The organism is Bacillus sp. JJ1566, assembly GCF_036962685.1.
Taxonomy (GTDB): domain Bacteria; phylum Bacillota; class Bacilli; order Bacillales; family Bacillaceae_L; genus Ferdinandcohnia.
Genome location: NZ_JBALOP010000003.1, coordinates 79,057 through 102,964, shown reverse-complemented (window position 1 = coordinate 102,964; position 23,908 = coordinate 79,057). Strand labels below are relative to the sequence as shown.

26 protein-coding genes and 1 pseudogene are annotated in these 23,908 nt (G+C 37.2%); 17 read left to right on the top strand and 10 right to left on the bottom strand.

Annotated elements, in window-relative coordinates:
- Window positions 1-275 precede the first annotated feature (275 nt).
- The 14 genes and pseudogenes from V7112_RS02835 (at window position 276) to V7112_RS02770 (ending at window position 12,876) form a co-directional block, all read left to right on the top strand.
- Window positions 276-1,022, top strand: coding sequence for a hypothetical protein (locus V7112_RS02835; protein WP_335415128.1), 747 nt, complete (start codon window positions 276-278; stop codon window positions 1,020-1,022).
- Window positions 1,015-2,088, top strand: coding sequence for a DUF3419 family protein (locus V7112_RS02830; protein WP_335415125.1), 1,074 nt, complete (start codon window positions 1,015-1,017; stop codon window positions 2,086-2,088). Before V7112_RS02835 ends, V7112_RS02830 begins: the two co-directional genes overlap by 8 nt.
- Window positions 2,085-3,104, top strand: a complete 1,020-nt coding sequence (locus V7112_RS02825; RefSeq protein WP_335415121.1) for a GNAT family N-acetyltransferase — start codon at window positions 2,085-2,087, stop codon at window positions 3,102-3,104. Before V7112_RS02830 ends, V7112_RS02825 begins: the two co-directional genes overlap by 4 nt.
- Window positions 3,105-3,116: 12 nt before the next feature.
- Window positions 3,117-3,794, top strand: coding sequence for a TenA family transcriptional regulator (locus V7112_RS02820; RefSeq protein WP_335415118.1), 678 nt, complete (start codon window positions 3,117-3,119; stop codon window positions 3,792-3,794).
- Between the two features lie 155 nt (window positions 3,795-3,949).
- Window positions 3,950-5,389: pseudogene (gene hpaB, locus V7112_RS02815) on the top strand (4-hydroxyphenylacetate 3-monooxygenase, oxygenase component).
- Between the two features lie 111 nt (window positions 5,390-5,500).
- Window positions 5,501-7,543: a transglycosylase domain-containing protein gene (locus tag V7112_RS02810; protein ID WP_335415116.1), complete on the top strand. Its 2,043-nt coding sequence runs from the start codon at window positions 5,501-5,503 to the stop codon at window positions 7,541-7,543.
- A 387-nt stretch (window positions 7,544-7,930) separates the two neighbouring features.
- On the top strand, window positions 7,931-8,476 hold the full coding sequence (locus tag V7112_RS02805) for an NfeD family protein (protein WP_335415112.1): 546 nt from the start codon (window positions 7,931-7,933) through the stop codon (window positions 8,474-8,476).
- Window positions 8,473-10,008, top strand: coding sequence for a flotillin family protein (locus V7112_RS02800; protein ID WP_335415109.1), 1,536 nt, complete (start codon window positions 8,473-8,475; stop codon window positions 10,006-10,008). The genes V7112_RS02805 and V7112_RS02800 overlap by 4 nt, the downstream gene beginning before the upstream one ends.
- 170 nt (window positions 10,009-10,178) lie before the next feature.
- Window positions 10,179-10,742 carry an RNA polymerase sigma factor SigY gene (gene sigY / locus V7112_RS02795; RefSeq protein WP_335415106.1) on the top strand — a complete coding sequence of 188 codons (564 nt, stop codon included), beginning with the start codon at window positions 10,179-10,181 and terminating at the stop codon, window positions 10,740-10,742.
- Window positions 10,696-11,046 (top strand): YxlC family protein, encoded by a 351-nt coding sequence (locus V7112_RS02790; RefSeq protein WP_335415104.1) that lies wholly within the window; start codon window positions 10,696-10,698, stop codon window positions 11,044-11,046. The genes sigY and V7112_RS02790 overlap by 47 nt, the downstream gene beginning before the upstream one ends.
- A complete protein-coding gene (locus V7112_RS02785; protein ID WP_335415101.1) occupies window positions 11,043-11,240 on the top strand; it encodes a sigmaY antisigma factor component in 198 nt (65 codons plus the stop codon). The genes V7112_RS02790 and V7112_RS02785 overlap by 4 nt, the downstream gene beginning before the upstream one ends.
- 3 nt (window positions 11,241-11,243) lie before the next feature.
- The gene (locus V7112_RS02780; protein WP_335415098.1) at window positions 11,244-11,453 is read left to right on the top strand and encodes a hypothetical protein; all 210 of its coding nucleotides are present in this window, start codon (window positions 11,244-11,246) and stop codon (window positions 11,451-11,453) included.
- On the top strand, window positions 11,434-11,748 hold the full coding sequence (locus tag V7112_RS02775; RefSeq protein ID WP_335415093.1) for a YbjQ family protein: 315 nt from the start codon (window positions 11,434-11,436) through the stop codon (window positions 11,746-11,748). Before V7112_RS02780 ends, V7112_RS02775 begins: the two co-directional genes overlap by 20 nt.
- A 108-nt stretch (window positions 11,749-11,856) precedes the next feature.
- Window positions 11,857-12,876 carry a thiazole biosynthesis adenylyltransferase ThiF gene (locus V7112_RS02770; protein WP_335415090.1) on the top strand — a complete coding sequence of 340 codons (1,020 nt, stop codon included), beginning with the start codon at window positions 11,857-11,859 and terminating at the stop codon, window positions 12,874-12,876.
- 265 nt (window positions 12,877-13,141) lie between these two features.
- Here the strand turns inward: V7112_RS02770 and V7112_RS02765 are convergent, their stop codons facing one another.
- A complete protein-coding gene (locus tag V7112_RS02765; protein ID WP_335415087.1) occupies window positions 13,142-13,525 on the bottom strand; it encodes a globin in 384 nt (127 codons plus the stop codon).
- A 458-nt stretch (window positions 13,526-13,983) separates the two neighbouring features.
- Here V7112_RS02765 and V7112_RS02760 point away from each other — a divergent pair, with 458 nt between their 5' ends.
- Window positions 13,984-15,237, top strand: a complete 1,254-nt coding sequence (locus tag V7112_RS02760) for a hemolysin family protein (RefSeq protein ID WP_335415085.1) — start codon at window positions 13,984-13,986, stop codon at window positions 15,235-15,237.
- 72 nt (window positions 15,238-15,309) lie between these two features.
- Here the strand turns inward: V7112_RS02760 and V7112_RS02755 are convergent, their stop codons facing one another.
- The 3 genes from V7112_RS02755 to V7112_RS02745 form a co-directional block, all read right to left on the bottom strand.
- Entirely contained in the window at window positions 15,310-15,699 is a 390-nt protein-coding gene (locus tag V7112_RS02755) for a hypothetical protein (protein WP_335415083.1), read from the bottom strand.
- Between the two features lie 31 nt (window positions 15,700-15,730).
- Entirely contained in the window at window positions 15,731-15,949 is a 219-nt protein-coding gene (locus V7112_RS02750) for a YozQ family protein (protein WP_335415080.1), read from the bottom strand.
- Window positions 15,950-16,102: 153 nt separating this feature from the next.
- Window positions 16,103-16,300 (bottom strand): alpha/beta-type small acid-soluble spore protein, encoded by a 198-nt coding sequence (locus V7112_RS02745; RefSeq protein WP_335415078.1) that lies wholly within the window; start codon window positions 16,298-16,300, stop codon window positions 16,103-16,105.
- 282 nt (window positions 16,301-16,582) lie between these two features.
- Here V7112_RS02745 and V7112_RS02740 point away from each other — a divergent pair, with 282 nt between their 5' ends.
- Both V7112_RS02740 and V7112_RS02735 read left to right on the top strand, forming a co-directional pair.
- Window positions 16,583-16,825, top strand: a complete 243-nt coding sequence (locus tag V7112_RS02740) for a hypothetical protein (RefSeq protein WP_335415075.1) — start codon at window positions 16,583-16,585, stop codon at window positions 16,823-16,825.
- Window positions 16,826-16,986: 161 nt separating this feature from the next.
- Window positions 16,987-18,323, top strand: a protein-coding gene (locus V7112_RS02735; RefSeq protein ID WP_438823854.1) for an IS3 family transposase whose coding sequence is annotated in 2 segments (ribosomal slippage) — window positions 16,987-17,371 and window positions 17,371-18,323 — 1,338 coding nt in all. Because the reading frame shifts where the segments join, the coding sequence is not laid out codon by codon here.
- A 62-nt stretch (window positions 18,324-18,385) separates the two neighbouring features.
- On the opposite strand, the gene V7112_RS02730 is transcribed toward V7112_RS02735, so the two are convergent.
- The 6 genes from V7112_RS02730 to V7112_RS02705 all read right to left on the bottom strand — a co-directional run bounded on the left by V7112_RS02730 (window position 18,386) and on the right by V7112_RS02705 (window position 23,751).
- Window positions 18,386-19,483, bottom strand: coding sequence for an ABC transporter ATP-binding protein (locus V7112_RS02730; RefSeq protein WP_335415068.1), 1,098 nt, complete (start codon window positions 19,481-19,483; stop codon window positions 18,386-18,388).
- A 294-nt stretch (window positions 19,484-19,777) separates the two neighbouring features.
- Complete coding sequence (locus V7112_RS02725) at window positions 19,778-20,677, bottom strand: PucR family transcriptional regulator (RefSeq protein WP_335415064.1); 900 nt, start codon at window positions 20,675-20,677, stop codon at window positions 19,778-19,780.
- Window positions 20,678-20,749: 72 nt separating this feature from the next.
- Window positions 20,750-20,935 carry a hypothetical protein gene (locus V7112_RS02720; protein WP_335415061.1) on the bottom strand — a complete coding sequence of 62 codons (186 nt, stop codon included), beginning with the start codon at window positions 20,933-20,935 and terminating at the stop codon, window positions 20,750-20,752.
- A gap of 52 nt (window positions 20,936-20,987) precedes the next feature.
- A complete protein-coding gene (locus tag V7112_RS02715) occupies window positions 20,988-21,197 on the bottom strand; it encodes a YheE family protein (protein WP_335415057.1) in 210 nt (69 codons plus the stop codon).
- Between the two features lie 14 nt (window positions 21,198-21,211).
- A complete protein-coding gene (locus V7112_RS02710) occupies window positions 21,212-22,396 on the bottom strand; it encodes a YheC/YheD family endospore coat-associated protein (RefSeq protein ID WP_335415054.1) in 1,185 nt (394 codons plus the stop codon).
- Window positions 22,393-23,751: a YheC/YheD family endospore coat-associated protein gene (locus tag V7112_RS02705; RefSeq protein ID WP_335415051.1), complete on the bottom strand. Its 1,359-nt coding sequence runs from the start codon at window positions 23,749-23,751 to the stop codon at window positions 22,393-22,395. The genes V7112_RS02710 and V7112_RS02705 overlap by 4 nt, the downstream gene beginning before the upstream one ends.
- Window positions 23,752-23,908: the final 157 nt, after the last annotated feature.

Genomic DNA, 23,908 nt, shown 5'->3' with positions numbered 1-23,908 from the left:
ATAATGAGATTAATAAACACAAAGTAGATTTTCCTCTAAATTTGTCGAATTTACAATGGGAAATTTACAAAGTTTACAAAAATGTAATAAAAAATTTACTAGGTGTTTTTCTAGAGAGTACAACTGTAATTTTAAGGAGTGCATATATAAACTTTGTTCTTTTATTATCTATTGAAAATTAAGGAAATATACTTGAAATTTATCTAGAATAGTGTAAAATTACACTAAATAGAATGGTGTAATTTTACACTGTAGGAATTGGTTGGTGTGAATGTATGGCACAAGCATTGAATATTGAAAGGATCGATACAAAGGGATTATTAATAAAACAGAAAGAAGAAATGATATCGCTCTCAAAGCGTGTTTGTAAAGTCCGAGAAGATTACCTTCTTTCAAGATTTGAAATATATGATCAAGTCATTTGCTTAAGGCGGAATCAAAAGCTTCTTGCCTTTCAGCTTGTTCAAACCTTTGAACAGGAAGATGAAAGGTTTATATACTTTGGTCCTTTGTTTTCAAGAATGAGTTGTTTTCTTGAGCTTTTTTTAACATATCTTCAAGTTGTAATGGAAGAGAATCATGGTCGGAAGACCCATCTTCTTGCTGAAATCGAGAATCCAGAAGTGTTGTTGCTTTTTAAAGCATTGTTTGAGGATTACGCTTATCCGAAATTTCAGGAACGTCTGGTGCCAGATAAAATTAAAGAGAAAGTTTTCATTTTTTCAGAAAAACTTACCCATATTCACGAACTTGATGTTGAAAAAATGACCACAAAATCAAAGGAATCACTTGGTCAATTTCAGCCTACTCAATCACCAGTAGGGAATTGGCTGCTTTCAAGACAAATCGATTTGTCACAAGGGATGAATGTTGTACTGTATTCTCACATACCAGCCGAATCAAATACACGTGAAGAATTATTGCTTCAACTTGAACGCGGAAGAAACCGGATGGCCAATTGGAAGGAAGGGAAAAAAGAAGTGCTAGCTTTATTTGAAGAAGGGGTGATCAGCAATGTCTAATATCTTTTTTTCTCAAATTAGAGAGGATAGTTTAGTAGAAAGAGAGATTTCAAAGGTTGTAGAACCGAAGAAAGTTCTAGTGATTGGTTCTGGAGGATGTACGGCATTTTCGCTCCTAAATGACTCAGTTGTTCAAGTTCTTTGTGTCGATGTGAATCCAGCACAATGTGCTTTAATTGAGCTGAAAAAAGCAGTAATCGAACATTTTACGCGGAAGGAGTTTCTCGCTTTTATCGGGGAAATTACTTGTAATAATCGTGTGGAAATGTATAAAACAGTGGACGAAAATTTACCTGACTATGCCAGGGATTATTGGCAACAGCATCTTCCTGAAATTGAATTAGGTATTAATCACTGTGGTGTAAATGAACGCTTTTATAGGTTCATAGGGGAAAATATTTGCCGGAATATATATGACGAATCCGTTTGGGAAGTGTTGTTTTCTGCAAAAAATCTTGAGGAGCAACGGGATTTTTATGAACAATACTTGACTACATCTGAATGGAGAACAGCTGCGAAAATCTTGTTAAGTAAAACGACACATCTCCAATTCTTTCCGAGTTTTATGTTTGCGAATGCAAGTGAAAATGACTTCGCAACTTTCTTTTTAAGTCAGTTTGAGAAAGAAGTGAAAACGAAGCCGATTCACAATAATTACTTTTTAACTCAGATTTTGTTTTCATCCTATCTGTATGACCAGGACGAGGGAGTGCCATTTTATTTATCTGAGGAAGGATTTAAAGCTGCTAAAAGGAATATGGGTAAACTTTCAATTCATCCTGTGAGTATTCAAGAGCTTTTAAGTAAGGAAGATTCCATTGATGCTTTTTATTTGTCAAATGTATTTGATTGGTCAGATATAAATGGAAAGGAAGCGATTTGCAACGGAATTTTACGGGCGAAGTCTGATAAAGCGGTAGTTCTGTTCCGAAATATGCTCAGTTCGAGTCAATTGCCTGACGTTTTTATGAAGCGATTTATTCTTGATAAGGAGCTTTCAAAGCGTTGTGAAGGGTTAGAACGTTCGATGTTATATCAAAAAATAACAGTGGGGCAGTGTGTATGACCTATGAATTTTTGGAGCTTGATGAAACCCATCATCAACAATTACTTTATTTAACGAAAAAGACAAATACGGGAAGCGAACTTTTCTATGTTGACCGTTCTCCCAATTTCTTTGGCTTGTCTCAAGAATTTGGTATGACAAGGCATTTCGGGTTGTTTAAGAAAGATGAATTAATCGGCTGTGTCGCCGTTAGTGAGCAAAAGCGGGTCCTTAATGAAGCTTGTGAAAAAGTGTATTACTTAAATGATCTACGAATTCATCCTGACTATCATCGGACTTTTGCTTTTTACCGCTTGGCAGAACAATTATTGTCTCATTATCAAAACGAAGGAACTGTGAAATGGATGTTTTCCACCGTTCTTGATAGCAACACCAACAAAACATCTATGACAAAAGGAAATGAACTCCTTCCGGGTGGAATTGAAATTGGTAAAACCATTCATATTGGTGCACCGATGTTTATGAAATATCGGAAAAGCCGTCATCATATAAACGAAGTTGACGGAGAAGAAGCATGGGAAATTTATAAAAATTTGGCGAGACATCAGCCATTTGCTCCATGTGGAAAACAAATGTTTTTTAAAGAAAATGGTGTGTTTTTAAGTTTGAGGGATGAGAAAAACGAAAGCCTTGCCATTTGCAAGCTCGTGGATCAATCCAATGCACGAAAGCTCAGGCTTTCTAGGAAACTTCCTTTTTCGTTCAAAATAGTGAATTTGTTTTGTAGGATAGCAGGTTGTCCACCGCTTCCAAATCAAGGGGAGGAATTTCGGCATGGCTATTTGGCGTTTTTCGCTGCAAAGGAAGAGCCACAAAACTATCAAAAGGAATTCATCTCTTTTATTCAAAACAAGTTTAAGCAAAAGTTCACCTATTTGTTTTTTGGAGTATCGGGTGAGGAAGCTGAGCACTACCGAAGTAATCCATTTTATATAAAACTTTCATCAACGACGTTTGCGTATGGCGATATTCCGGCAAACCTTTCAATGGATTTTCACGAATTAACACTTATTTAGGGGGATTTTATGATGGAGAAATTTGTAGAGCTAAAGAAAGTAACAGATCGAATGTTTCAAGAAAAGAAAATTGAAGAGCATCCATTGTTTATAGCGTTAGGTAATGGTGAATTCTCAATAGAACAACGAAAGGTAATTGCCCTTCAAATTTATCATGTTGTTCTTTATTTTCCACGGTTTTTATCAGCGATTATAACAAATATGTCAGACTACCGGATGAGAATGCCTCTAGTGGAAAATTTGTTTGAAGAGCATGGAAAAATGAACGAAAAATATGTTCATAGCCAGACCTATAAGGAATTTTTAATAGGGATTGGTGTTTCAGAGGATGAAATAAAAAGAAGTGAGCCAAGCATCCCAGTTATCGCTTATAATCGTGGATTGACTGACTTATGCCTTCATTACCATTATTTAGAGGGACTTGCAGCACTGGGTGTAATCGAAGAAATTGTTGCCCGAGTGTCTCCATTGGTTGGTCAATTTGCAAAAAGTAATTATGGTAGCGAAAACAAATCACTTGTTCATTTTTCGGACCATGAGGTACTAGATGTTCAGCATGCTAATGAAATTTATGAAGTTGTTGCGTTAAGTTATGAAGGAGACCAAAAGCAAATCATTGAACGTGGCTTGCAGTTTGGCATGTACTACCATTCAAGAATGTACACTGACATCCTAGAATGCGTACGCTAATACAATACCTCCTCAGGGTGCCTATCACATTAGGCACCTTTTGCTTCCGAAATTTACTGAGCGACCATAACTTTGACAGGATACTGTTAAAAAATATCTCACGTGTTGAAAAGTTGGAGCATATTTTAGTTTAGTAGCCTGTGGAGGTGTTGAAAATGGGGATAATATCTGGTAAAGACTATATTGATAGAATTAATAAACTTCATTCCAATCTATGGATTGATGGGGAGAAAGTAAAAGGGAATATTTCTGAGCATCCTGCTTTTTGTGGAGTGATGGAAAGTCAGGCAAAGCTTTATGACATTCAATGTGATTCGACAATCCAAGACATCATGACTTTTACCTCTTCTAAAACAGGTAATCAGATTGGTACCTCTTATCTAGAACCAAAGACTAAAGAAGATTTAGAAAAAAGACGCCGGATGATTCAAACATGGGCAAAAAGTACACTTGGAATGATGGGGCGCTCTCCCGACTATATGAATACGTCCTTAATGGCGATTAATGCAGCTGCTGATTTATTTTCTTCTAATAATCCGGAGTTTGTGAAAAATCTACACAGATTTTATGAGGAAGCATGCGAAAAGGATTATTCATTTACACATACATTTATCAATCCACAAACAAACCGTTCTCTTTTCCATATGGATGACGAAGATAATATTATAGCGGCCAAAGTTATCGATGAAAATACAGATGGGATTATTGTCCACGGTGCAAGATTACTAGCTACACAAGGTGGCATTACAGATGAATTAATCGTCTTTCCATCAGGTGGAAATTTATTTAATAAAGACTATGCTTATGCTTTTTCAATCCCAAGTAACACGCAAGGATTAACTTTTCTTTGCAGAGAATCATTTGCATATCGAGAGTCATCCTTTGATCATCCCCTTGGCTCGAGGTTTGAAGAAATGGATACAATCATCGTGTTCAACAATGTTCATGTTCCGCGGGAATGAATCTTTATGAATGGATGTATGGATTGTGCGAATAAAATGTATACTGAAACAAGCTTTTTCCCATTAGTCCTGCATCAGGTTATTTCTAGACAGGTTGTAAAAGCGGAAAGTCTGTTAGGGGTAGCTCAAGCTTTGGTTGATACCATTAACATCGGGGGCTACCAGCATGTTCAAGAAAAAATCAGTGAAATTATCATTGGACTAGAGACTATGAAAGCATTATTGTTAACATCAGAAATTCAAGCGAAAATGGATAAATGGGGTACAATGGCCCCTGCACTTCACCCTCTATATACTGCAATTAATTTATTCCCTCGTCTGTATCCTCGTTTTACTGAGATATTACAACTATTGGGTGCTAGCGGCCTTGTTTCAATTCCAACTGAAAAGGATTTTGCTGGTGAAAGAAGAGCCGATCTTGATCAATATTTACAGGCTGCAAACGCTAATTCATATGATCGAGTCAAACTTTTTAGACTTGCATGGGATCTTTCTATTAGTACATTCGGTTCTAGGCAAACCTTGTACGAACGCTTTTTCTTCGGTGACCCAATACGTCTTGCAAGTAATCTATACAGCAGCTATGACAGAACTGAACTAACAGACCGAATCAATAAATTCTTAAAAAACTAATTTAAATTTTATTTCCGTTTGTATGCTCATAAATTTTTTCTTTGTTCGAATAAATATATGTAGCGCTATTTTTGCCTTATTTTTTATTTGTACAATCTGGAGGGCATTCGAATGGGAAAAAATTTCATCAAGACTTTGTCCGGGGTGGGAAGAGTAAAAATCATCCTGTTAGTGGGGCTGCTTTTTATTTTATTCGTTGCGATTGGGCTCAACATGTATATCAATTCTCGGGATGTTAGTGCTTTAAATAATCCGTTACCGGAACCAACTATTATTTATGATAAAAATGGGGAAATTGCAAGCAAGGTACCTGGACCTAAAATTGAAGGCGTCGGCTATGAAAAAATTCCCCCTCATGTGATTCAAGCGGTAATCGCCATCGAAGACCGGAGATTTTACAAGCATCCTGGTGTCGATTACATCGGGATCTTTCGTGCGCTTTTCCGGAATTTAAAAGCGGGTGAAATCGTTGAGGGTGGAAGCACGATTACCCAGCAATTAACAAAGAATGTATTTCTAACGCATGAACAAACATTGAAACGTAAAATAGAAGAATTCTTCCTTGCACAAAAAATTGAACGTACTTTCTCAAAAGAGAAAATCATTGAGATGTATTTAAACCAAATTTATTTTGGTGAAGGGGCATGGGGGATAAAAAACGCCGCAAGAACGTATTTTGGTAAAGAGGTTAATGACTTAACGGTGAGTGAGGGTGCCATTCTTGCTGGATTAATCAAATCACCATCTAGAATGAATCCGTTAATCGACCAAGAAAAATCATTAAACAGAAGAAATCTTGTCTTAGCCATGATGGAAGAGGAAGGATATCTGACTTCCAATCAAGTAAAGGAAGCAAAAGCGCAAGAGATGGTGTTTAAGGGGCGTCAGCTTGACCCCTATGAAGGAAAGTATCCATACTATGTTGATCATATTATTGAAGAAGCGATTGAAAAATATGGTCTCACACAAAATGAAGTTATGTCTGGCGGCTTAGAAATCTATACGGAGCTTGATCCTCATATGCAGGAATCTGTGGAAAATATCTATAAAAATGACAGTTTATTTCCTGCTAGCCCTGAGGACCAATTGCTTCAAAGTGGTGCTATATTAGTAGACCCTAAGACTGGTGGAATTAGTGCATTAGTTGGGGGACGAGGTGAGCATGTGTTTCGAGGTTTCAATCATGCGACCCAATTAAGAAGACAGCCAGGTTCAACAATTAAACCACTTGCTGTGTATACACCAGCACTTGAGCATGGCTACAGCATATATGATGTATTGCCGGATAAACCAATGAGCTTCAACGGTTATCAACCATCAAATGTCTCTGGAAAATTTAAAGGCAGTGTGACCATATATGATGCAGTAAGGGACTCAGATAATGTTCCGGCGGTATGGCTTTTAAACAAAATTGGCCTGAAAACAGGTATAGAATCTGTAAAAGAGTTTGGACTTCCAATTACAGAAAATGATCAAAACTTAAGTATTGCCCTTGGCGGCCTTGATAAAGGGGTTGCCCCGATTCACATGGCCGAAGCCTTTACAACTTTCCCGAATGAAGGGAAAAAGACAAAAGCCCATGCCATTTCAAAAATTGTTGATACAAGTGGAGAAATCATAGCCGAGTGGAAGGAAGAACCGGTCCAAATTACGACCTCCGAAGTTTCCAAAAGAATGACATTTATGTTAAAGGGTGTAGTTGAAAACGGATCTGGTAGCCATGCTAAAATTGAAGGAAGAGAAGTGGCAGGAAAGACTGGTTCTACCCAGGTACCCATCGATGGTATTAATGGTGCAAAGGATATTTGGATGGTCGGATATACACCAGAGCTTGTTGGTGCAGTCTGGCTTGGATATGACAAGACAGATGAGAGTCATTACTTAACAAATACCAGTTCTACTGCCGCCACGATTTTTAGGGAAATGTTCCAACAATCTTTAAGTAATGTACCGCCAAGTTCTTTCAATCTTCCTGCCTATCAGCCTCCTATTAAAAAGAAGGAAAATGAATGGAAGGAAAGCGAAGGGCAAGAAAAGAACAAAGATAAGTGGAAAGATGAAAAGAAGAACCAGAAGGAAGAAGAGAAAAAACGGAAAAAAGAAGAGAAGGAACGGAAAAAGGAAGAAAAAAAGAAAAATAAAGATGATGACTAAGAGCAAGTCCCTAAATAAAGGGGGCTTGCTCTTTTTTTATGATTATAATGAAAAAATTATTTATTTCGGTATGATTGTAGAGTATTGTAAAAATAGGGATAATTTGTATGTTTCTTGAAACGATACCAAATCGACAACCTTTTACATAGATTTCAAAAATAATTCATAAAAAAGTGAAACCTTTTGCTTCTTATTATCGTAAATGAAAATGTAAAGAAAATTACAAAATTACAACTTTATTCAGTCGGGTTTTAATTCCGACTGAAAAAAAGTTAAGTCTCCGGAGGATGCATCAAATTTTAAAAGGGCGTTTTTTGAGTAAGTTCGCATAAAATCTGGGTACAAATGCGCCAAGGCTCATTTGATTATAAATATGGAGGTGAAGCTATGGAGTTATTTGGATACGATATTCAAACCATATATCTTATTGGGTTAGTCTTAAGTGGGATTGGTACTCTGCTTTTTATCCTATTTGGTGATTTTTTAGAGGGAATCTTCCCAGACAGCTTTTTGAGCCCGACACTCATTTTCTCATTCCTCACATTTTTAAGCGCATCTGGTTACATTTTTGAAAAATTGCTTTCCTTTCATAGTTTTTTAATTTTTGTTATTTCACTCGTATTAGCACTCATTTTAGTCACATTATTGAATGTATTCGTCTTGATTCCATTGTCGTCTGCAGAGGAATCAATGGTTTACAAAGAAGAGGATTTGAAAGGACGAATTGGCAAGGTCATTACGTCAATTCCTGTTGATGGCTTCGGTGAAGTGGTCATTGAAGGAATCAGCGGAACCATCGCGAAATCAGCAAAAAGCTTTGATAATGAACCTATTCCCTACGATGAAAAGGTTCTTATTATAGATATCAAAGAAGGCGTTGCATACGTCTTACCTTATCAAAACATGACAATTAAAGGGGGAAATCATTCATGACAACAGGAATTTGGATCGTTATTGGTGTAGTTGCATTTTTACTTCTTGCACTTATTGGAGTATTTGTTACAAAGTACAGAACAGCGGGTCCTGATGAAGCTCTTATTGTAACAGGAAGCTACTTAGGAGGAAAAAATGTTCATGTGGACGAAGCGGGTAATCGAATTAAAATTGTCCGCGGTGGCGGTACATTCGTACTTCCAGTCTTCCAGCAGGCTGAACCACTAAGTCTCTTATCTAGTAAACTTGATGTTCAAACACCTGAAGTATATACAGAACAGGGTGTACCGGTAATGGCTGATGGAACGGCGATTATTAAAATCGGTGGATCGATTTCTGAAATTGCAACCGCAGCTGAACAATTTTTAGGAAAACGAAAAGAAGACAGAGAAAATGAAGCAAGAGAAGTATTAGAGGGTCATCTTCGTTCGATTCTCGGTTCGATGACAGTTGAAGAAATCTATAAAAACCGTGAAAAGTTTTCACAAGAAGTACAGCGTGTTGCATCGCAGGATTTAGCAAAAATGGGGCTTATCATTGTATCGTTCACAATCAAGGATGTTCGTGATAAGAACGGCTACCTCGATTCATTAGGTAAACCAAGAATTGCTCAGGTAAAACGTGATGCAGATATTGCGACCGCAGAGGCTGATAAGGAAACACGAATTAAGCGTGCAGAGGCAGATAAAGAAGCCCAAAAATCTGAATTAGAGCGCGCAACAGAAGTAGCAGAAGCAGCAAAAATAAACCAATTAAAAATGGCTGAGTACCGCAGAGAGCAAGATATTGCAAAAGCACGAGCTGACCAAGCCTACCATCTAGAAGAAGCTAGAGCAAAACAAGAGGTAACCGAGCAACAAATGCAAGTTCAAATCATTGAAAGACAGAAGCAAATTGAACTCGAAGAAAAAGAAATTTTACGTCGTGAAAAGCAATACGATTCAGAGGTTAAGAAGAAAGCGGACGCTGATCGCTATGCAGTCGTTCAAGCCGCAGAGGCGGAAAAAGCGAAGCAATTGGCAGAAGCAGATGCAAATAAATATCGTATTGAAGCAATGGCGAAAGCAGAGGCTGAGAAAATCCGTATCGATGGTCTTGCAAAAGCAGAAGCCCAGCGTGCACAAGGGGAAGCAGAAGCAGATATTATCCGTTTAACGGGTCTTGCCGAAGCGGAAGCAAAGCAAAAAATCGCCGAAGCATTCGAGCAATATGGAAGAGCAGCTATCCTCGATATGGTTATTAAAATGCTTCCTCAATATGCGAAAGAAGTGGCTGCGCCATTATCAAATATTGATAAAATTACAGTTGTGGATACTGGTAGTAGCGGGGAAAACGGCGGTGCCAATAAGGTAACTGGCTATGCAACAAACTTAATGTCTACCTTGCAAGAATCATTAAAGGCATCTTCAGGTATCGATGTAAAAGAAATCATTGAAAACCTGTCAGGAAAAGGGAATGTCAGAAACAGCATCGACAATTTAACCGAAGAAATAGCCCAAACAAGAAAAACTACAACAGCAGATAACGAATAAACTATTAAAAAGATGCCAGACCTATCTATGGTTTGGCTTCTTTTTTGGGTTAAACAGGGTAAAATGAATGTAATCAAATTTTTTTTAGCTGAAGTGAACTTTTTAACTTTCTTATTCGTATTATTAATGAAAATCTAGATAAAAAATCTTCTTAGGGGAGAATTCATTGCATGGATGAAAAGGAACTAATTCGGAGTGCAAAGCGTGGTGACTCGCTCGCGTTTGCAATGCTTTTTAAGGAGCACTATCCTTTTTTAGTGAAATATCTAATAAAAGTTACAATGAAGCCTGATATTGCCGAAGACCTGGCACAGGAAGCAATGATGAAAAGCATGGAAAAAATCAAAATGTATAATGGAAAAGCAAAATTCTCCTCATGGCTCATCACAATTGCGACGAACTTATACATTGACGATCTACGTAAAAAGAAACGCGAACAAAACTATCAGCATCAGGAACAGGCATTACGCAAAATGAAATGGCATTTTGAAAACCAGTCAGAGGATTGGAATGATGTTCTTAATGCACTAGGCAGGCTATCAGATGAAATTCGGATTCCTATTGTTCTAAAACATTACTATGGGTATTCATATGAAGAAATAGCGGAAATGCTTCATATCGCAATCGGTACTGTTAAATCGAGAATACATAACGGAATTCAAACAGTAAGAAAGGAGTTGAGACCCAATGAAGAAAAACAAGCTAGTCTTACTAAAGAACGAACAACAACATGAAGAAGACGTGGAAACGATTCGGGAAATAAATGAAGCACTAACTAAAATAGATCATCATTATTCGGTTTTCACTCCTGATTTGCGAGCTTTTGAACAAATGGCAGAAGCTGAACAACAAAAACAAAAGAAGAAATTTAGACGAGAGCTAACTGCTTTTATATTAATTGCTTTATTCATTATGACGGGTTTAATCACTGCATTTTTCCAACTTCCCTTTGCCTTTATCATTATTCAAGGCATTGCAACTATAAGCTTTCCAGTATATAGCTTCTATCGATATCGGAAACGGGTGATGCGTACATGAATACGTATGATATCAAATTCTGGATCTTAATCGTCATTATCTTACTTATCCAAAGCTTTTGGTTATTTTTAGACGCAAGAAAACGGGGCCATAATTACTGGTTTTGGGGAATTTGGGGATTAATTCAAACACCAATGCCAATTGTTTTTTATCTTTTATTTGCAAGAAAAATATATCGAGGCAGAAGCAGGTAGGGAATGATGAGAAATATTGCGAAATATATTGTATTGATGATAGCCGTTGTTGGACAAATCGTAGGAATAGTTTTTTTGTTCATTGATATTTCAAAGGCGCTGACGTTCTATGCGTTTTACATGGTTGCCATTGTTTTATTGTTTGCTTTATTAGTTTGGGAACGAAAACGTGAGAAAGAGGAGGATGACGAAAATGATTATCGTGACTACTGATTATGTACCAGGTAAAGAAGTGAAAGAACTAAAGGGGTTTGTAAGAGGGGGAACGGTTCAGTCCAAGCATATTGGTAGAGATATTATGGCGGGATTGAAAACAATTGTCGGTGGAGAAATTTCCGATTACACCGAAATGATGGAAGAAGCTCGTCAAAAAGCAATTGGTCGATTGGTAGAAGACGCGAAGGCAAAAGGAGCAAATGCAGTTATCGGGTTGCGCCTACAAACCTCATTCGTTATGCAAAATGCATCTGAAATTATTGCATATGGTACGGCCGTATATGTAGAATAATACTTTCTGAGCTGGGAACGTTTTTCTATCCTAGCTTTTTCTTTTATATATAAGTCTTTCCTATGGTACTATAGCAACAAGAACTATATTAGAAGGAAGGAATACGAGTTGACTGAACGCTACTCTCGGCAAGAGTTATTTACTCCAATTGGAATCCATGGTCAAAAGAAAATTAGAAGTAAACATGTTCTTATAGTCGGTGCTGGTGCGCTTGGTACGGGAAGTGCTGAGGGGCTTGTGCGTGCCGGTATTGGAAAGCTGACATTAGTTGACCGTGACTACGTAGAGTGGACGAATTTACAAAGGCAGCAGCTATATAGTGAAGAAGATGCAGCCAATCGTTTACCAAAAGCAATTGCAGCTAAAGAACGCTTGGAAAAAATAAATTCAGAGGTAGATATCCAAGCTCATGTAATGGATGTTTCGATTCAAGAAATAGAGAATATCGTTGCCGGCGTTGATTTAATCATCGATGCCACCGACAATTTCGATATTAGAATGCTTCTCAATGACGCATCCCAAAAATACAACATCCCATGGATTTATGGGGCATGTGTCGGGAGCTATGGGATTAGCTATTGTATAATGCCAGGAGAGACACCTTGTCTTCATTGTCTCCTAGAAACCGTACCAATGGGAGGACTTACTTGTGACACGGTAGGAATCATTAGTCCAGCTGTTCAAATGGTTGTTGCCTATCAGGTAACAGAGGCACTTAAAATCTTGGTTGAGGATTACGATGCTCTCCGAAAAAAATTAGTATCCTTTGATTTATGGAAAAATCAACATACTGCGATTAAAGTTGATCGCGTAAAAAAGGAAGACTGTCTTTCATGCGGAACAAATCCAACCTATCCTTTTTTATCGTTTGAGAATCAAACAAAATCAGCCGTTTTATGTGGAAGGGAATCAGTTCAAATCCGACCAAGTGAAAGAATGGAAAGAGATTTAGATTCTCTTGCAGAACTATTAACTATTCAAGGTGGCAAAGTAGAAAAAAACACATACTTACTATCATTTACAAAAGCTCCGCATAGAATTGTTATTTTCAAGGATGGTCGAGTACTTATCCATGGAACTAAGGATTTATCTGAAGCAAAGAGTCTATATCATCGGTATTTAGGATGATTTCAAATTGGCTTGCACAACGTGCAGATTCACAAAATGTTCATTCCTTTGACAAAAAACTGCCTTAATAATGAACCTGATTTTTCCACATTTGATGATACTCTTATACCATAGAACAGATAATGGGGGAGTCATTGTGGACGAATTATCAATTACATTTAATATTGCGGCAGCTTTAGTGTTAGTGTTTTTTATCGGTGCGATTATCATCGAATCATAAGAAAAATCCACGATTTCTCGTGGTTTTTTTTGTTGTCTAGCTATATTAATCAGCCGTATTAACCATTATACCTGCCACTTGTTGAAGGCGAGCATAGAAGGCTTCAGCTGCATCACTAGTCAGGCCGGTTTCCTCGAATGCTTCTTTCATACAGCGTAGCCAAGCTCTGGCACGTGTAGGTGTGACCTCAAAAGGCATATGGCGATGTCTCATTGCAGGGGCTCCAAATTCGTTGCTATATAATGTTGGTCCACCAGTAAATTGCGTTAAGAACATATATTGCTTTCTTTTAATTTCCTCAATATCACCTTCAAACAAAGGTGCTAAATCAGGATCTGCATATACCTTAGGATAAAATGTATTCACTAAATTTTGGATAGCTTCTGCGCCACCAATTTCTTCATATAAAGTATTGAGTTTAAAGTCCATGTTAATCACCGCCACGAAATATTTTACTTATTAGTACTATATCAATACTAAAAATCACTCGGTGTGATATAAATCACACCTAACTTTATTAAGTTGAGGCTCCTACTACTATAGGTGGGAATGAATGCAGAAAACTTAACAATTCAGTTGAGAGTTCAAATCCAGACTGAATAAAGTTAGAGCCTCCGGCAGATGCCACGATTTTTCAAAGGTAATTTTTCGGTCAATTAAGATCAAAGACTATGTACGCCACTTCCTGTGGCAACGTCTTTATGGCTCACTTCCTGTGGGACAAAAAAATCGGACGCAAATACGCAAAGGCGCATTTGATTAGATAATCATTCCCATATAAAAGAATGTTTGCTATTATAAAAATAATCGATATTTTTGTATGACCCTTATTATCTCCATCATAAACAAAAACAAAGTCAATTACAATTTAGGAGTGTGAAATTTAAGTGGACGATTTGCCACAGAGTACCATCATTTTGTTACTCGTTCTAATCATGTTATCAGCGTTTTTCTCAGCAAGTGAAACAGCCTATTCGAGTCTTAACCGAATACGACTGAAGAATTACGTCGATGAAAAGCGACGTGGAAGTAAGAAAGCATTTTATATTACGGAGCACTTTGATAACACCCTTTCAACTATTTTAGTTGGAAAAACTGTCGTAAATATTGCTGCTGCATCAATTGCTTCGAAGCTAGCTTTAGATCTTCTTGGAGGAAATCCTGGACTTGTTATTAGTACGTTTGTGATGACGTTACTCATTTTAGTATTTGGAGAAGTTCTTCCAAAATCATTCGCAAAAGAAAATGCGGAAAGCTTCTCATTACGTGTTTCTGGGGTATTGTTTATTTTAATGAAGCTACTAACTCCAGTTACTTATCTTATTGGATTACTAAAAGCATTTGCAGCCAAGCTTAGCAAAAGTAATATTGATACTCCGTCCTTTACCGAAGAAGAAATCAAGGTAATGGTTGATTTGAGTGAGGAAGAAGGAGTTATTGATAATAAAGAAAAAGAATTAGTACATCGCTCCCTTGATTTTAATGATATTTTAGTGGGAGAGATTTTGACGCCCCGTATCGATATGGTTGCGGTTGAAGTCAATGATTCCATTGAAAAAATAAGAGATATGTTCTTTGAGGAACGCTATTCTCGTGTGCCAGTTTACGAAGACAATACTGATAATATCATTGGGATTTTATCAGAACGTGAATTTTTAAGTCTTCTCGTTCAACAAAAGAAAATCAATGTTCGTTCAATTATCCGCAAACCATTTTTTGTGGTGGAGTCGATGAAAATCTCAACCTTACTCCCTGAACTTCAAAAAAGCAAAACACATTTGGCGATTGTAGTTGATGAATTTGGTGGAACATCGGGTTTGATTACATTAGAGGATATCATCGAGGAAATCGTCGGTGAGATTTGGGATGAACATGATGAAAAAATTAAATATATTACACAAATAGATGAAAATACATATGAAATAAATGCTGATATGCCACTTGATGATTTTGCGGAAATCATCGGTATTGAAGAACCGGAAAGCTCACACCATTCAGTTGGTGGTTGGATATTTGAAACCTTTGAAAAAATTCCTATTTCTGGAGACACCTTTGATTACCTGCATCTAACCTTAACAGTCACAGAAGTGGAAAACCGCCGTATCAGAAAAGTAAATGTAGGTGTAAACCAACCAATATAGGGACCAGAGGGACGGTTCTTGTGGTTTTCAAATAAATGGAAAACCAGCAGAACCTTCCCCTTGGTTCCCTTTTTACTGAATGATATTGGATAGGGCTGCTGGGATAGGGACTTTTTCGTCCACTCCATATTTCTTTTCGAAAGAATGGTATTCAAAAAGTTTACCTTCGTTTGACGCCACAGACAGGTCTAAAATATAGTCACTCTGTTTGCCTTTTGTTTCGAGATAAAAGGTAGTATCTGCTAACTTAAGGTGGTAAAAATGATACTGAAACCCAAGAAACTCTTTTTTATCGAAACTTGTATCTGGATGGGTTGAAATATAGTGTGCTAGGTCATCTATTGTAGCCATTGGCCTATGCAATACTGTATTTATTTTTTCTTTTACGATTTGGGATGTATTTGAAAATGTTTCTTTTGCCTTTGTTGTTATATCCCGTATAAATTGATTTACTTCGCTCAAATTAGATCTCTCCTAAAAGGAAATTCGATGCTTATGAATAGTAATCCTGGTAGCCGTCACTTGTAGCTTCTTCCTTTTTTGCCTTCGAATTATTGAAAGGTGCTGTAATTTCACCTTCCATATAAGAATCGCTCACTTGTTCATGGGTTGTTGCAAGTCCGGAGGATAATTCATCGTTCTTTTCATAATCTCCAGGCTGGTAATGTCGTGCAGCTAATCCTTCAGTGTTGTTTTGTAATTTGTCCTTCAAAGCAAACTCCTCCTAAAAAATAGTATCTTCATGGCTTAGTATTCCAACAATATTATGTAATAAATCTAGTCAAAAGTTGGGAAGAGTAATACCGAGAAAAAACAAGAGGCACCCATTGAAGGGTGCCTCTTTAGCCAAAATATTTAATTGTAATTAAGCTCTTCCACCCATAGATTGTTGAGCGAATGATACTAAACGTTTTGTGATTTCTCCACCAACTGATCCGTTTGCGCGAGATGTAGTGTCAGCACCTAAGTTAACACCAAATTCTGTTGCAATTTCATACTTCATTTGGTCGATAGCTTGTTGAGCACCTGGTACTACTAATTGGTTACTATTGTTGTTTGCCATTTTCCTTCATCTCCTTAAACTGATTTTTTTTGGTGGGTTACTCCGGAATTGCACCAGATATAAGGGTTTCCTTAGCCTCTAGGCTAACCCGTTTGTAATAAAGTTTTTTCGGTGTTGCTTGGGTGAGTTGTGTATTGCTGTGTTTGTACTAAGTATTATGTGACGAAGCAAAGATTATATTCGAAAATGGCATTGCCAATTAATTCCTATGGGAAAGAAAGCATAACAGCCATGCTTCATCGAAAAACTAGGTAAAAACGAATATGAGTAGGAGAGAAAATCATGCCTATTTGTCCATTATGTAATGGCTTTAACAACGCTAGTTTCTCATGCGCACAATGTGGGAATTCTTTAGAGGATTCTGGTCGTATTATCGATTATTTTGATGATTATAGTGCATATATGCAAATTGATGACATGAAAAAAATAGATGGCATCCAAACAACCTTACAAAACAAAGAATGTGCCCATCTATTTTATTGTACAAACTGTCATTACGAAGAGGTAAAGTTAATCAAAGAATAGGGACCATGGGGACGGTTCCTATGGTTTCCCCTCTGGTCCCATAAAAAAAAGTCGCCCAACAAATGTAAACTGTACCCTATAGAGTAGACACTAAAAAAAGGTCTGTCCTATAGGGTGCTTTTTTGTATAATGAACAAAACGGGGAATCGGAGAATAATAAAATGACAAAAAAATACTTTTCAGAGAAAGAAATAAAATTACTTTCTAATAATCCATATGCTAAATCTGTTAGTTCAAAGGGTATTACTTATTCAGATGAATTTAAAAGAATATTGATAGCTGAAACAGAGGATGGAAAGACACCTAGACAGGTTTTTGAAGACCATGGTTTTGATGTTGAACTGATTGGAATGGTCAGAGTTCAAAGGGCTGCCTATAGATGGAGAAAAGCATTTAAAGAATCTGGGGTATTGGGACTTCAGGATACACGTACGACCAATTCTGGGAGACCGTCTGAAAAAGAACTTTCACTAGAAGAAAAAAACGCAAAGTTAGAGGCTCAGATTCATCTTCTTCGTGCGGAGAACGAGTTGTTAAAAAAGTTAGACATGATGGAAAGGGGAGTGGAGATAAACAAGTAAAGGTTTCTTCTGAACAGAAGTTTCTTTTAATTCACTCGGTGATTGAAGAGTACGTGCTTAAAAATATGGTTAGCTATTTGTGCGAACTTTCGGGGGTTTCACGATCAGGGTACTATAAATATTTCTCTGTAGAATCTCAGGAAAGTAGAAATCTACTGGAGAAAAAAGATTTGTTACTGAAAGATAATATTTTAAAGGCTTTTCATTATAAACGCCGTAGTAAAGGCGCAAGACAGATTAAAATGACCTTAGAAAAGCAGTTTAATATTACATACAACTTAAAGCTAATACGAAGAATCATGAGGAAATATAATATTGTATGTCCAATTAGAAGGACTAATCCCTATAAGAAAATGTTAAAGGCTACTCAGGAACACTCTGTATTGCCAAATTTACTAAACAGAGAGTTCAAACAAGATATTCCAGGTAAAGTGCTGCTTACAGACATCACTTATCTTTATTATGGAAAGAATCAAAAGGCTTATTTATCCACTATTTTAGACGGGTCAACGAATGAAATAGTGGCCTATAATGTATCCGATAAACTTACATTGGATCTAGCTACTGATACATTAGTAAAGTTAAAAAATAATAGAAAAATAGAGTTTGCAGAAGGAGTATTTATTCATTCGGATCAGGGCGTGCATTACACCAGTCCTACTTTTCAAAAACAAGTAAAACAACTGGGGCTAAGGCAATCGATTTCGAGAAAGGGAAACTGTTGGGATAATGCACCTCAAGAATCATTTTTTGGTCATTTTAAGGATGAAGCTAATATAAAGACATGTAGTTCTTTAGATGAACTTAAAAAGGAAATAAGAAGTTATATGACTTACCACAATAATTTTAGGTATCAATGGAATTTAAAGAAGATGACTCCTGTTGAATACAGAAATCATCTTCTCCAAGTTGCATAACCTTTTTTAAATGTCCTTTACAAAGGGTACAGTTTAAATGATTCGGGCGACTTTTTTCTATATTAGCGAATTCTCTTTTCAGTTTCTGCATCAAAGAAGTGGCATTTGTTCATGTCAAATGCAAGTTCGATTGTTTCACCTGGTTTTGCTTGCGTACGTGAATCAACACGTGCAACAAAGTCATTGCCAGCAAGCTGTGAATAAAGCATTGTTTCAGCACCAGTTAATTCAGATACTTCGATTTGGGCATTGATTTTAGAACCTTGAGCAGATTCAATGAAAACAGGCTCATCATGAATGTCCTCTGGACGAATACCAAGGATGATATCTTTGTTTACATAGCCTTGTTCACGAAGGACCTTCATTTTACCTTCTGGAACAGTAACTTTTACATCACCAATTGTGAATGTACCATCCTGTAATGTACCTGGGAAGAAGTTCATCGCAGGTGATCCGATGAAACCAGCAACGAATACGTTTTCTGGATTGTCATAAACATCTTTTGGTGCTCCAACTTGTTGAATAATACCATCTTTCATAACAACAAGACGAGTAGCCATCGTCATTGCTTCTGTTTGGTCATGAGTTACGTAGATAGTAGTTGTTTGTAGACGTTGGTGAAGCTTAGAAATTTCAGCACGCATTTGTACACGAAGCTTTGCATCAAGGTTTGATAAAGGTTCGTCCATTAAGAATACCTTTGCATCACGAACGATTGCGCGTCCTAATGCAACACGCTGACGCTGACCACCTGATAATGCTTTAGGCTTACGAGCTAAGTATTCTTCAAGTCCAAGAATTTTTGCAGCTTCTTTCACACGACGGTCAATTTCATCCTTCGGGAATTTACGAAGCTTCAATCCGAATGCCATGTTATCATATACACTCATATGTGGGTATAGCGCATAGTTTTGGAATACCATCGCAATGTCACGATCTTTTGGAGCAACATCATTTACACGCTTATCGTCGATAAAGAAATCCCCTTGAGAAATTTCTTCTAATCCAGCAATCATACGTAAAGTTGTTGACTTACCACATCCAGATGGACCTACGAATACAATAAACTCTTTATCTTTAATATGAAGGTTAAAATCTTCTACTGCAGTTACTTTATTGTCGTATACTTTATAAATATGATCTAAAACTAATTCAGCCATTTTTTATCCTCCTAGTGTAAACGTTTTCGATAATTAAAGTTTACTTTAAAGAAAAAAATGCGTAAATGTGTAAATTGCACAAAACGATGAAAGGGTTTTCGTGCATGTCTACGAATCAATAATTAAATACCCTTGGCGTATTTGCGCCCGATTTTTAGGCCCACAGGAAGTGGGTCATAAAGACGTTGCCACAGGAAGTGGCGTACTTAGTCTTTGATTTTAATTGATCGAAAAATTTCCTCTGAAAAATCGAGGCACCCATTTATAAAAGCGGGACTACTGATATGAATAAAGTTAAAAATGTTCTAAGTCCAGAATAGCTAAATAGGTCGTTACGGCACCGTGAAAATGCTTTATATCAATCCCAGTCTTTTCAATAAATTTCTCGATTCGGTACTGCAAACTATTACGGTGCATATATAGTCGCTTCGATGCATTCGATACATTTAAATCACTTTCAAAGAATACCTTTATTGTTTCAAGTAATTCATGGTCAGCTCGTAGTTCTTCAGGAATTACATTTTTTAGTTGGTTACGAAAATCTGCGTCCATTCCCTCAAGTATTAAAAAAGGCAAAATATCATGTAATCGATAGACCTTTAGTTTATGTAAATATTGTATTCCCTTTTGGAACCACTCTTTTTCACTATGAAAAAGGGAACTCAGATTGTCAGAAAGGGGATGGATTTGGCCAATGAATAAACGCATGTCCGTATAAAAATCACTCGTTAACGTAACGGTGATTTCATCGAAGAAGACGTCCTCCATCATTTCCTCATTTCTTGTTTCAATAAGAACACCACTTGAATCATTTTCCCACAAAAAGACGGAATCTCTTGGTAAAAGTGCCTGAATGGCCTCCTGGAATTCAAGTTGGTCAGTAATCGGTTGATCAGCATAAAATTGAATAAACCGGCACTGAGAAAAAGAAAATTGATCAGGTGATAGGCTGCCTTGCTGTAAAAATAAAAGGTTATACCAAAATGCCTGTGTATCGTTCATATCATTGACATGAGTTCCATATGGTGTGAAAAGGGAAGATAAAAGGGAAGTCTCTTTTGTAGAAAGACGGTCCTTTTTAATGCCAAAAAATACTCCATTATCTGTTAGAAACCACGAATACAAATCTGTTTTATATGGGGAATCAGATGTAATCAAAGCATCCTTATAATGCATCATTAAATTTTCAATCATGTAATAAGCTCCTTCAAACTATTCAAAAAATCTCCTTCTATTATAACAGAAGGAGACTGAGTCGCTAACTTGTTATTCAATTACGTTCGGTGGTTCCTCTTTCTCAAAATCGCGTGCTTCCTCTATATTTGGTTCATCATGATAACGGTGGACGCTACCACCAGCCATTCCTTCATTTATGAAGCGATCCACATCCATAAATACTTCATCTTTCCCTTCATTTTGAAGGTCTTCACGTTCTTTTCCTTTTTCAGACATAAAAAAAACCTCCTTTGTTGCTTAGTTTGCGAAGGAGGCGAAGAAATAATTCTTATTCGTAAACATGAAAAAGCATTAATTCATGAATTTGTTTTGTAATGTCATTAATGACTTTCAAATCCGGATGGTTGCCATGCCAATCAATGCTTCCATCCTTATTATAGATTCCATTATATTTTGTTCCTTGAAAATAAAATGAAAAGCTCCAACCGGGAATTTTGCTGCTTTTATATAAAGGCTTCCATTGAAAATGTGAGATCATCGTAAGCGCTCCCTTTAGGTTTGTGTTGATTTCATTATAAGGAGTTTGGTTAAATTTTCAAGACCCTTCTCGCGAATATGTGGCTCATCAAACACCATTGGTTTTGAATTAATTTCGTAAATAAACAATTTTCCTTCCTTCGACCGACCAAGGTCAATAGAAAATTCTCCGATAAAATGAGCAGTTTCATCCATAAGTGTCTTTCCAATTTCAAACACTAGCTTTTTCAAAATAGCTTCGTCAAATCGAGGACGAACCAAGTTGTAGGGAATAATCGACCCTCCATTTGGAACATGTGTTGTCACTCCGTTTTCACCAGAAACTCTTACTCCGGTGCCGCTAATACAATGTCCGTTTTCATGATAATGACATAAAATTCGCAAATCATAACGATTCCCCTCATAGGTGTCGGCCTCAACGGCTTCCTGCAAAAGATAGTCATTTTTTATAAAGTCATCCTTAAACGTCTCCCAAAATGAGGTGAGTGTTGGATAACTTTGTTTTCCTAGCGGTGTTTCTATATTTATTTCATTTTGAAATGCTTTTAGTCTGTAAAGATCAATTCCTTTATGTCCGGTTGAGCTTTTTATATAGAGGATTTGATATTTTGCCAACATTTCTTCAAGGTCACTTTCATCTTTAATGAGGGTGGTCTCTGGAAGAAATGGTTGAACAAAATCATTGCCCTTTAAAATTTGATAAACCTCCCATTTTGAGAAAAAGTACGGATTAAAAAAGGGAATATCATTTATTTTTAAAAAGGAAACGACGTCATTAAAGTCCTGCGATTTCTCCATGTGACGATATGGAATTCGATTATACACAACATTTGGAAGGGGAGTTTGTAATTTAATCCACTTTTGTAAGGGGTGATAAAAGGTAAATGCCTCAACTGAATGTCCCCGTATTGAATTTGGGGTAAGGACGATTCCGAATGCACCATTTTCCTGTAGTAAGGACAGAATTCTTTTCAGTACCTTGGGATTTCCAATAAATGCATTGTCTTTTGAAGGACCTGTAAGAATTCCAATAATAGGGCCAACTATATTTCCATCTTTTTTAACAGGAAAAGGGAGCGATTGCTCTGGGCTGCTCCCTAAATAAGAAATGAGTGTTTTTGTCTTTCCGAAGAAAAGTCCAGTCTTTTCCTCACATTGATACCATTTCTTTTTTTCAATGTGATAATAAATGGTGCTCATTTGAAAACTTCCTCAGGGGACTTAATCGTCGTTTCTGTTAAATATACGGCATATTGCAACGGAAGCCTGCTTGAGAGCTTATCATATTTTCTAAGCTTTGGATGTGAAAATATCGAGCGGCCCGGCTTTGAGTTTGCCTCGAAAAGCCACACACTGCCATTTTTATCTACACCTAAATCAAACCCAATTTCCCCAATATGTCCTTTTTGTCTTGAATCAATGGCTTCGCTCAGCGAAAGTGCTGCCTGTTTAAGAGAATTCGTCACCTTCTTACATTCTGAGTCATCCGGAAAAATTTCAGTGAGTGTACGAACGATACCCCCGTTGTTTAGATGTGTTGTCACACTCCCGCGCCCAGAGATCTTACCTGCCATTACACTGACCTGCCATTTGCCTTTTTCATCTTTATTTGTATGGATTCTAAAGTCAATCGTTTTATGATTGCTTCGAAGCAAATGAATTCCTTGTTGGACGATATAATGCTCTAATTGTTTGTCGCGGAAGTGAGTGTTGATAAATGACTCAATGGAAGAAAAGCGCTGGAGACGATTTTTCCCATCTCGGTCACGAAAGCGACTATAATAATCACCGGTTTCGCGATCAAATAGAATTTGATAAATCCCTAAACCTAGACTACCGTTAGCAGGTTTAATATAAACATGCTGATATTTCCCTAGCATCCGCTCAATTAAGGTGAAGGTTGGACTTTTATGAGTTTCCGGTAAATACGTTGCAACACGGTGGTCACCCTCTAACAGTTGGTGAATTTCCCATTTGTCAAAAAAACCGGGATTAAACCATGGTATTAAATACTCATGATGCAAACGTTGCTTGATTTCGCGTAAGGCTTTATGTTTTTCAGTTCTGCGGTTCGGAAGGCGGTCATAGACCACATTAGGAAATGGGACTTCAATCGTTTCCCAGCCATTATGATTATGAAAAAGTCCATGAATGGTTCCTTTAACCCAATCAATATGTTTGGCCCCAAAAATAAAAACATATGCTCCAACTGCTTTTTCTTGGGCCAAAAGTTTTGCGAAGAACAAGGTTCGATCCCCAATGGGTCGAATCATCGACTCACTAAAACCTGCCGTAAAAATCCCGACAAGCGGCCCAATGTAAAGATGATCTTCATGAATAAATACTTGAGTTGTACTTGTGTATGGGATATTTAAGGATGAAAAAAGATCCTCAGATACTATAATTTCCTGTTTATTAGCTTGGATGACCTCACATTCACAGGAGGATGTTCCAAACAGAATATGCTTAATCGGTGTTTTTAATTGAATGGTTTTTGGAATATACACTTTTCCGTTTTCTTCTTGTGTAATTTTAAGTGGCAACGGTGTTCGCATTTTTTCAGCTCCTTTTTAATGGTGTCTAGCTTCAGGCGCCATCGGCTCTCTGGTCTAAGCCATTCGCTTCGGAAGGTTGGGGTCGTCTTATGCTTAACTTGCACAGGACAAGGGAAGCTTCGACAGCATAATCCTCGCACGAAGAAAATGCATAGCA

Bases quoted from the DNA above. Each gene is read 5' to 3' on its own strand.
- V7112_RS02835 (WP_335415128.1), top strand. From the start codon at position 276: ATGGCACAAGCATTGAATATTGAAAGGATCGATACAAAGGGATTATTA.
- V7112_RS02830 (WP_335415125.1), top strand. From the start codon at position 1,015: ATGTCTAATATCTTTTTTTCTCAAATTAGAGAGGATAGTTTAGTAGAA.
- V7112_RS02825 (WP_335415121.1), top strand. From the start codon at position 2,085: ATGACCTATGAATTTTTGGAGCTTGATGAAACCCATCATCAACAATTA.
- V7112_RS02820 (WP_335415118.1), top strand. From the start codon at position 3,117: ATGGAGAAATTTGTAGAGCTAAAGAAAGTAACAGATCGAATGTTTCAA.
- V7112_RS02810 (WP_335415116.1), top strand. From the start codon at position 5,501: ATGGGAAAAAATTTCATCAAGACTTTGTCCGGGGTGGGAAGAGTAAAA.
- V7112_RS02805 (WP_335415112.1), top strand. From the start codon at position 7,931: ATGGAGTTATTTGGATACGATATTCAAACCATATATCTTATTGGGTTA.
- V7112_RS02800 (WP_335415109.1), top strand. From the start codon at position 8,473: ATGACAACAGGAATTTGGATCGTTATTGGTGTAGTTGCATTTTTACTT.
- sigY (WP_335415106.1), top strand. From the start codon at position 10,179: ATGGATGAAAAGGAACTAATTCGGAGTGCAAAGCGTGGTGACTCGCTC.
- V7112_RS02790 (WP_335415104.1), top strand. From the start codon at position 10,696: ATGAAGAAAAACAAGCTAGTCTTACTAAAGAACGAACAACAACATGAA.
- V7112_RS02785 (WP_335415101.1), top strand. From the start codon at position 11,043: ATGAATACGTATGATATCAAATTCTGGATCTTAATCGTCATTATCTTA.
- V7112_RS02780 (WP_335415098.1), top strand. From the start codon at position 11,244: ATGATGAGAAATATTGCGAAATATATTGTATTGATGATAGCCGTTGTT.
- V7112_RS02775 (WP_335415093.1), top strand. From the start codon at position 11,434: ATGATTATCGTGACTACTGATTATGTACCAGGTAAAGAAGTGAAAGAA.
- V7112_RS02765 (WP_335415087.1), bottom strand. From the start codon at position 13,525: ATGGACTTTAAACTCAATACTTTATATGAAGAAATTGGTGGCGCAGAA.
- V7112_RS02745 (WP_335415078.1), bottom strand. From the start codon at position 16,300: ATGGCAAACAACAATAGTAACCAATTAGTAGTACCAGGTGCTCAACAA.
- V7112_RS02740 (WP_335415075.1), top strand. From the start codon at position 16,583: ATGCCTATTTGTCCATTATGTAATGGCTTTAACAACGCTAGTTTCTCA.
- V7112_RS02730 (WP_335415068.1), bottom strand. From the start codon at position 19,483: ATGGCTGAATTAGTTTTAGATCATATTTATAAAGTATACGACAATAAA.
- V7112_RS02725 (WP_335415064.1), bottom strand. From the start codon at position 20,677: ATGATTGAAAATTTAATGATGCATTATAAGGATGCTTTGATTACATCT.
- V7112_RS02720 (WP_335415061.1), bottom strand. From the start codon at position 20,935: ATGTCTGAAAAAGGAAAAGAACGTGAAGACCTTCAAAATGAAGGGAAA.
- V7112_RS02715 (WP_335415057.1), bottom strand. From the start codon at position 21,197: ATGATCTCACATTTTCAATGGAAGCCTTTATATAAAAGCAGCAAAATT.
- V7112_RS02710 (WP_335415054.1), bottom strand. From the start codon at position 22,396: ATGAGCACCATTTATTATCACATTGAAAAAAAGAAATGGTATCAATGT.
- V7112_RS02705 (WP_335415051.1), bottom strand. From the start codon at position 23,751: ATGCGAACACCGTTGCCACTTAAAATTACACAAGAAGAAAACGGAAAA.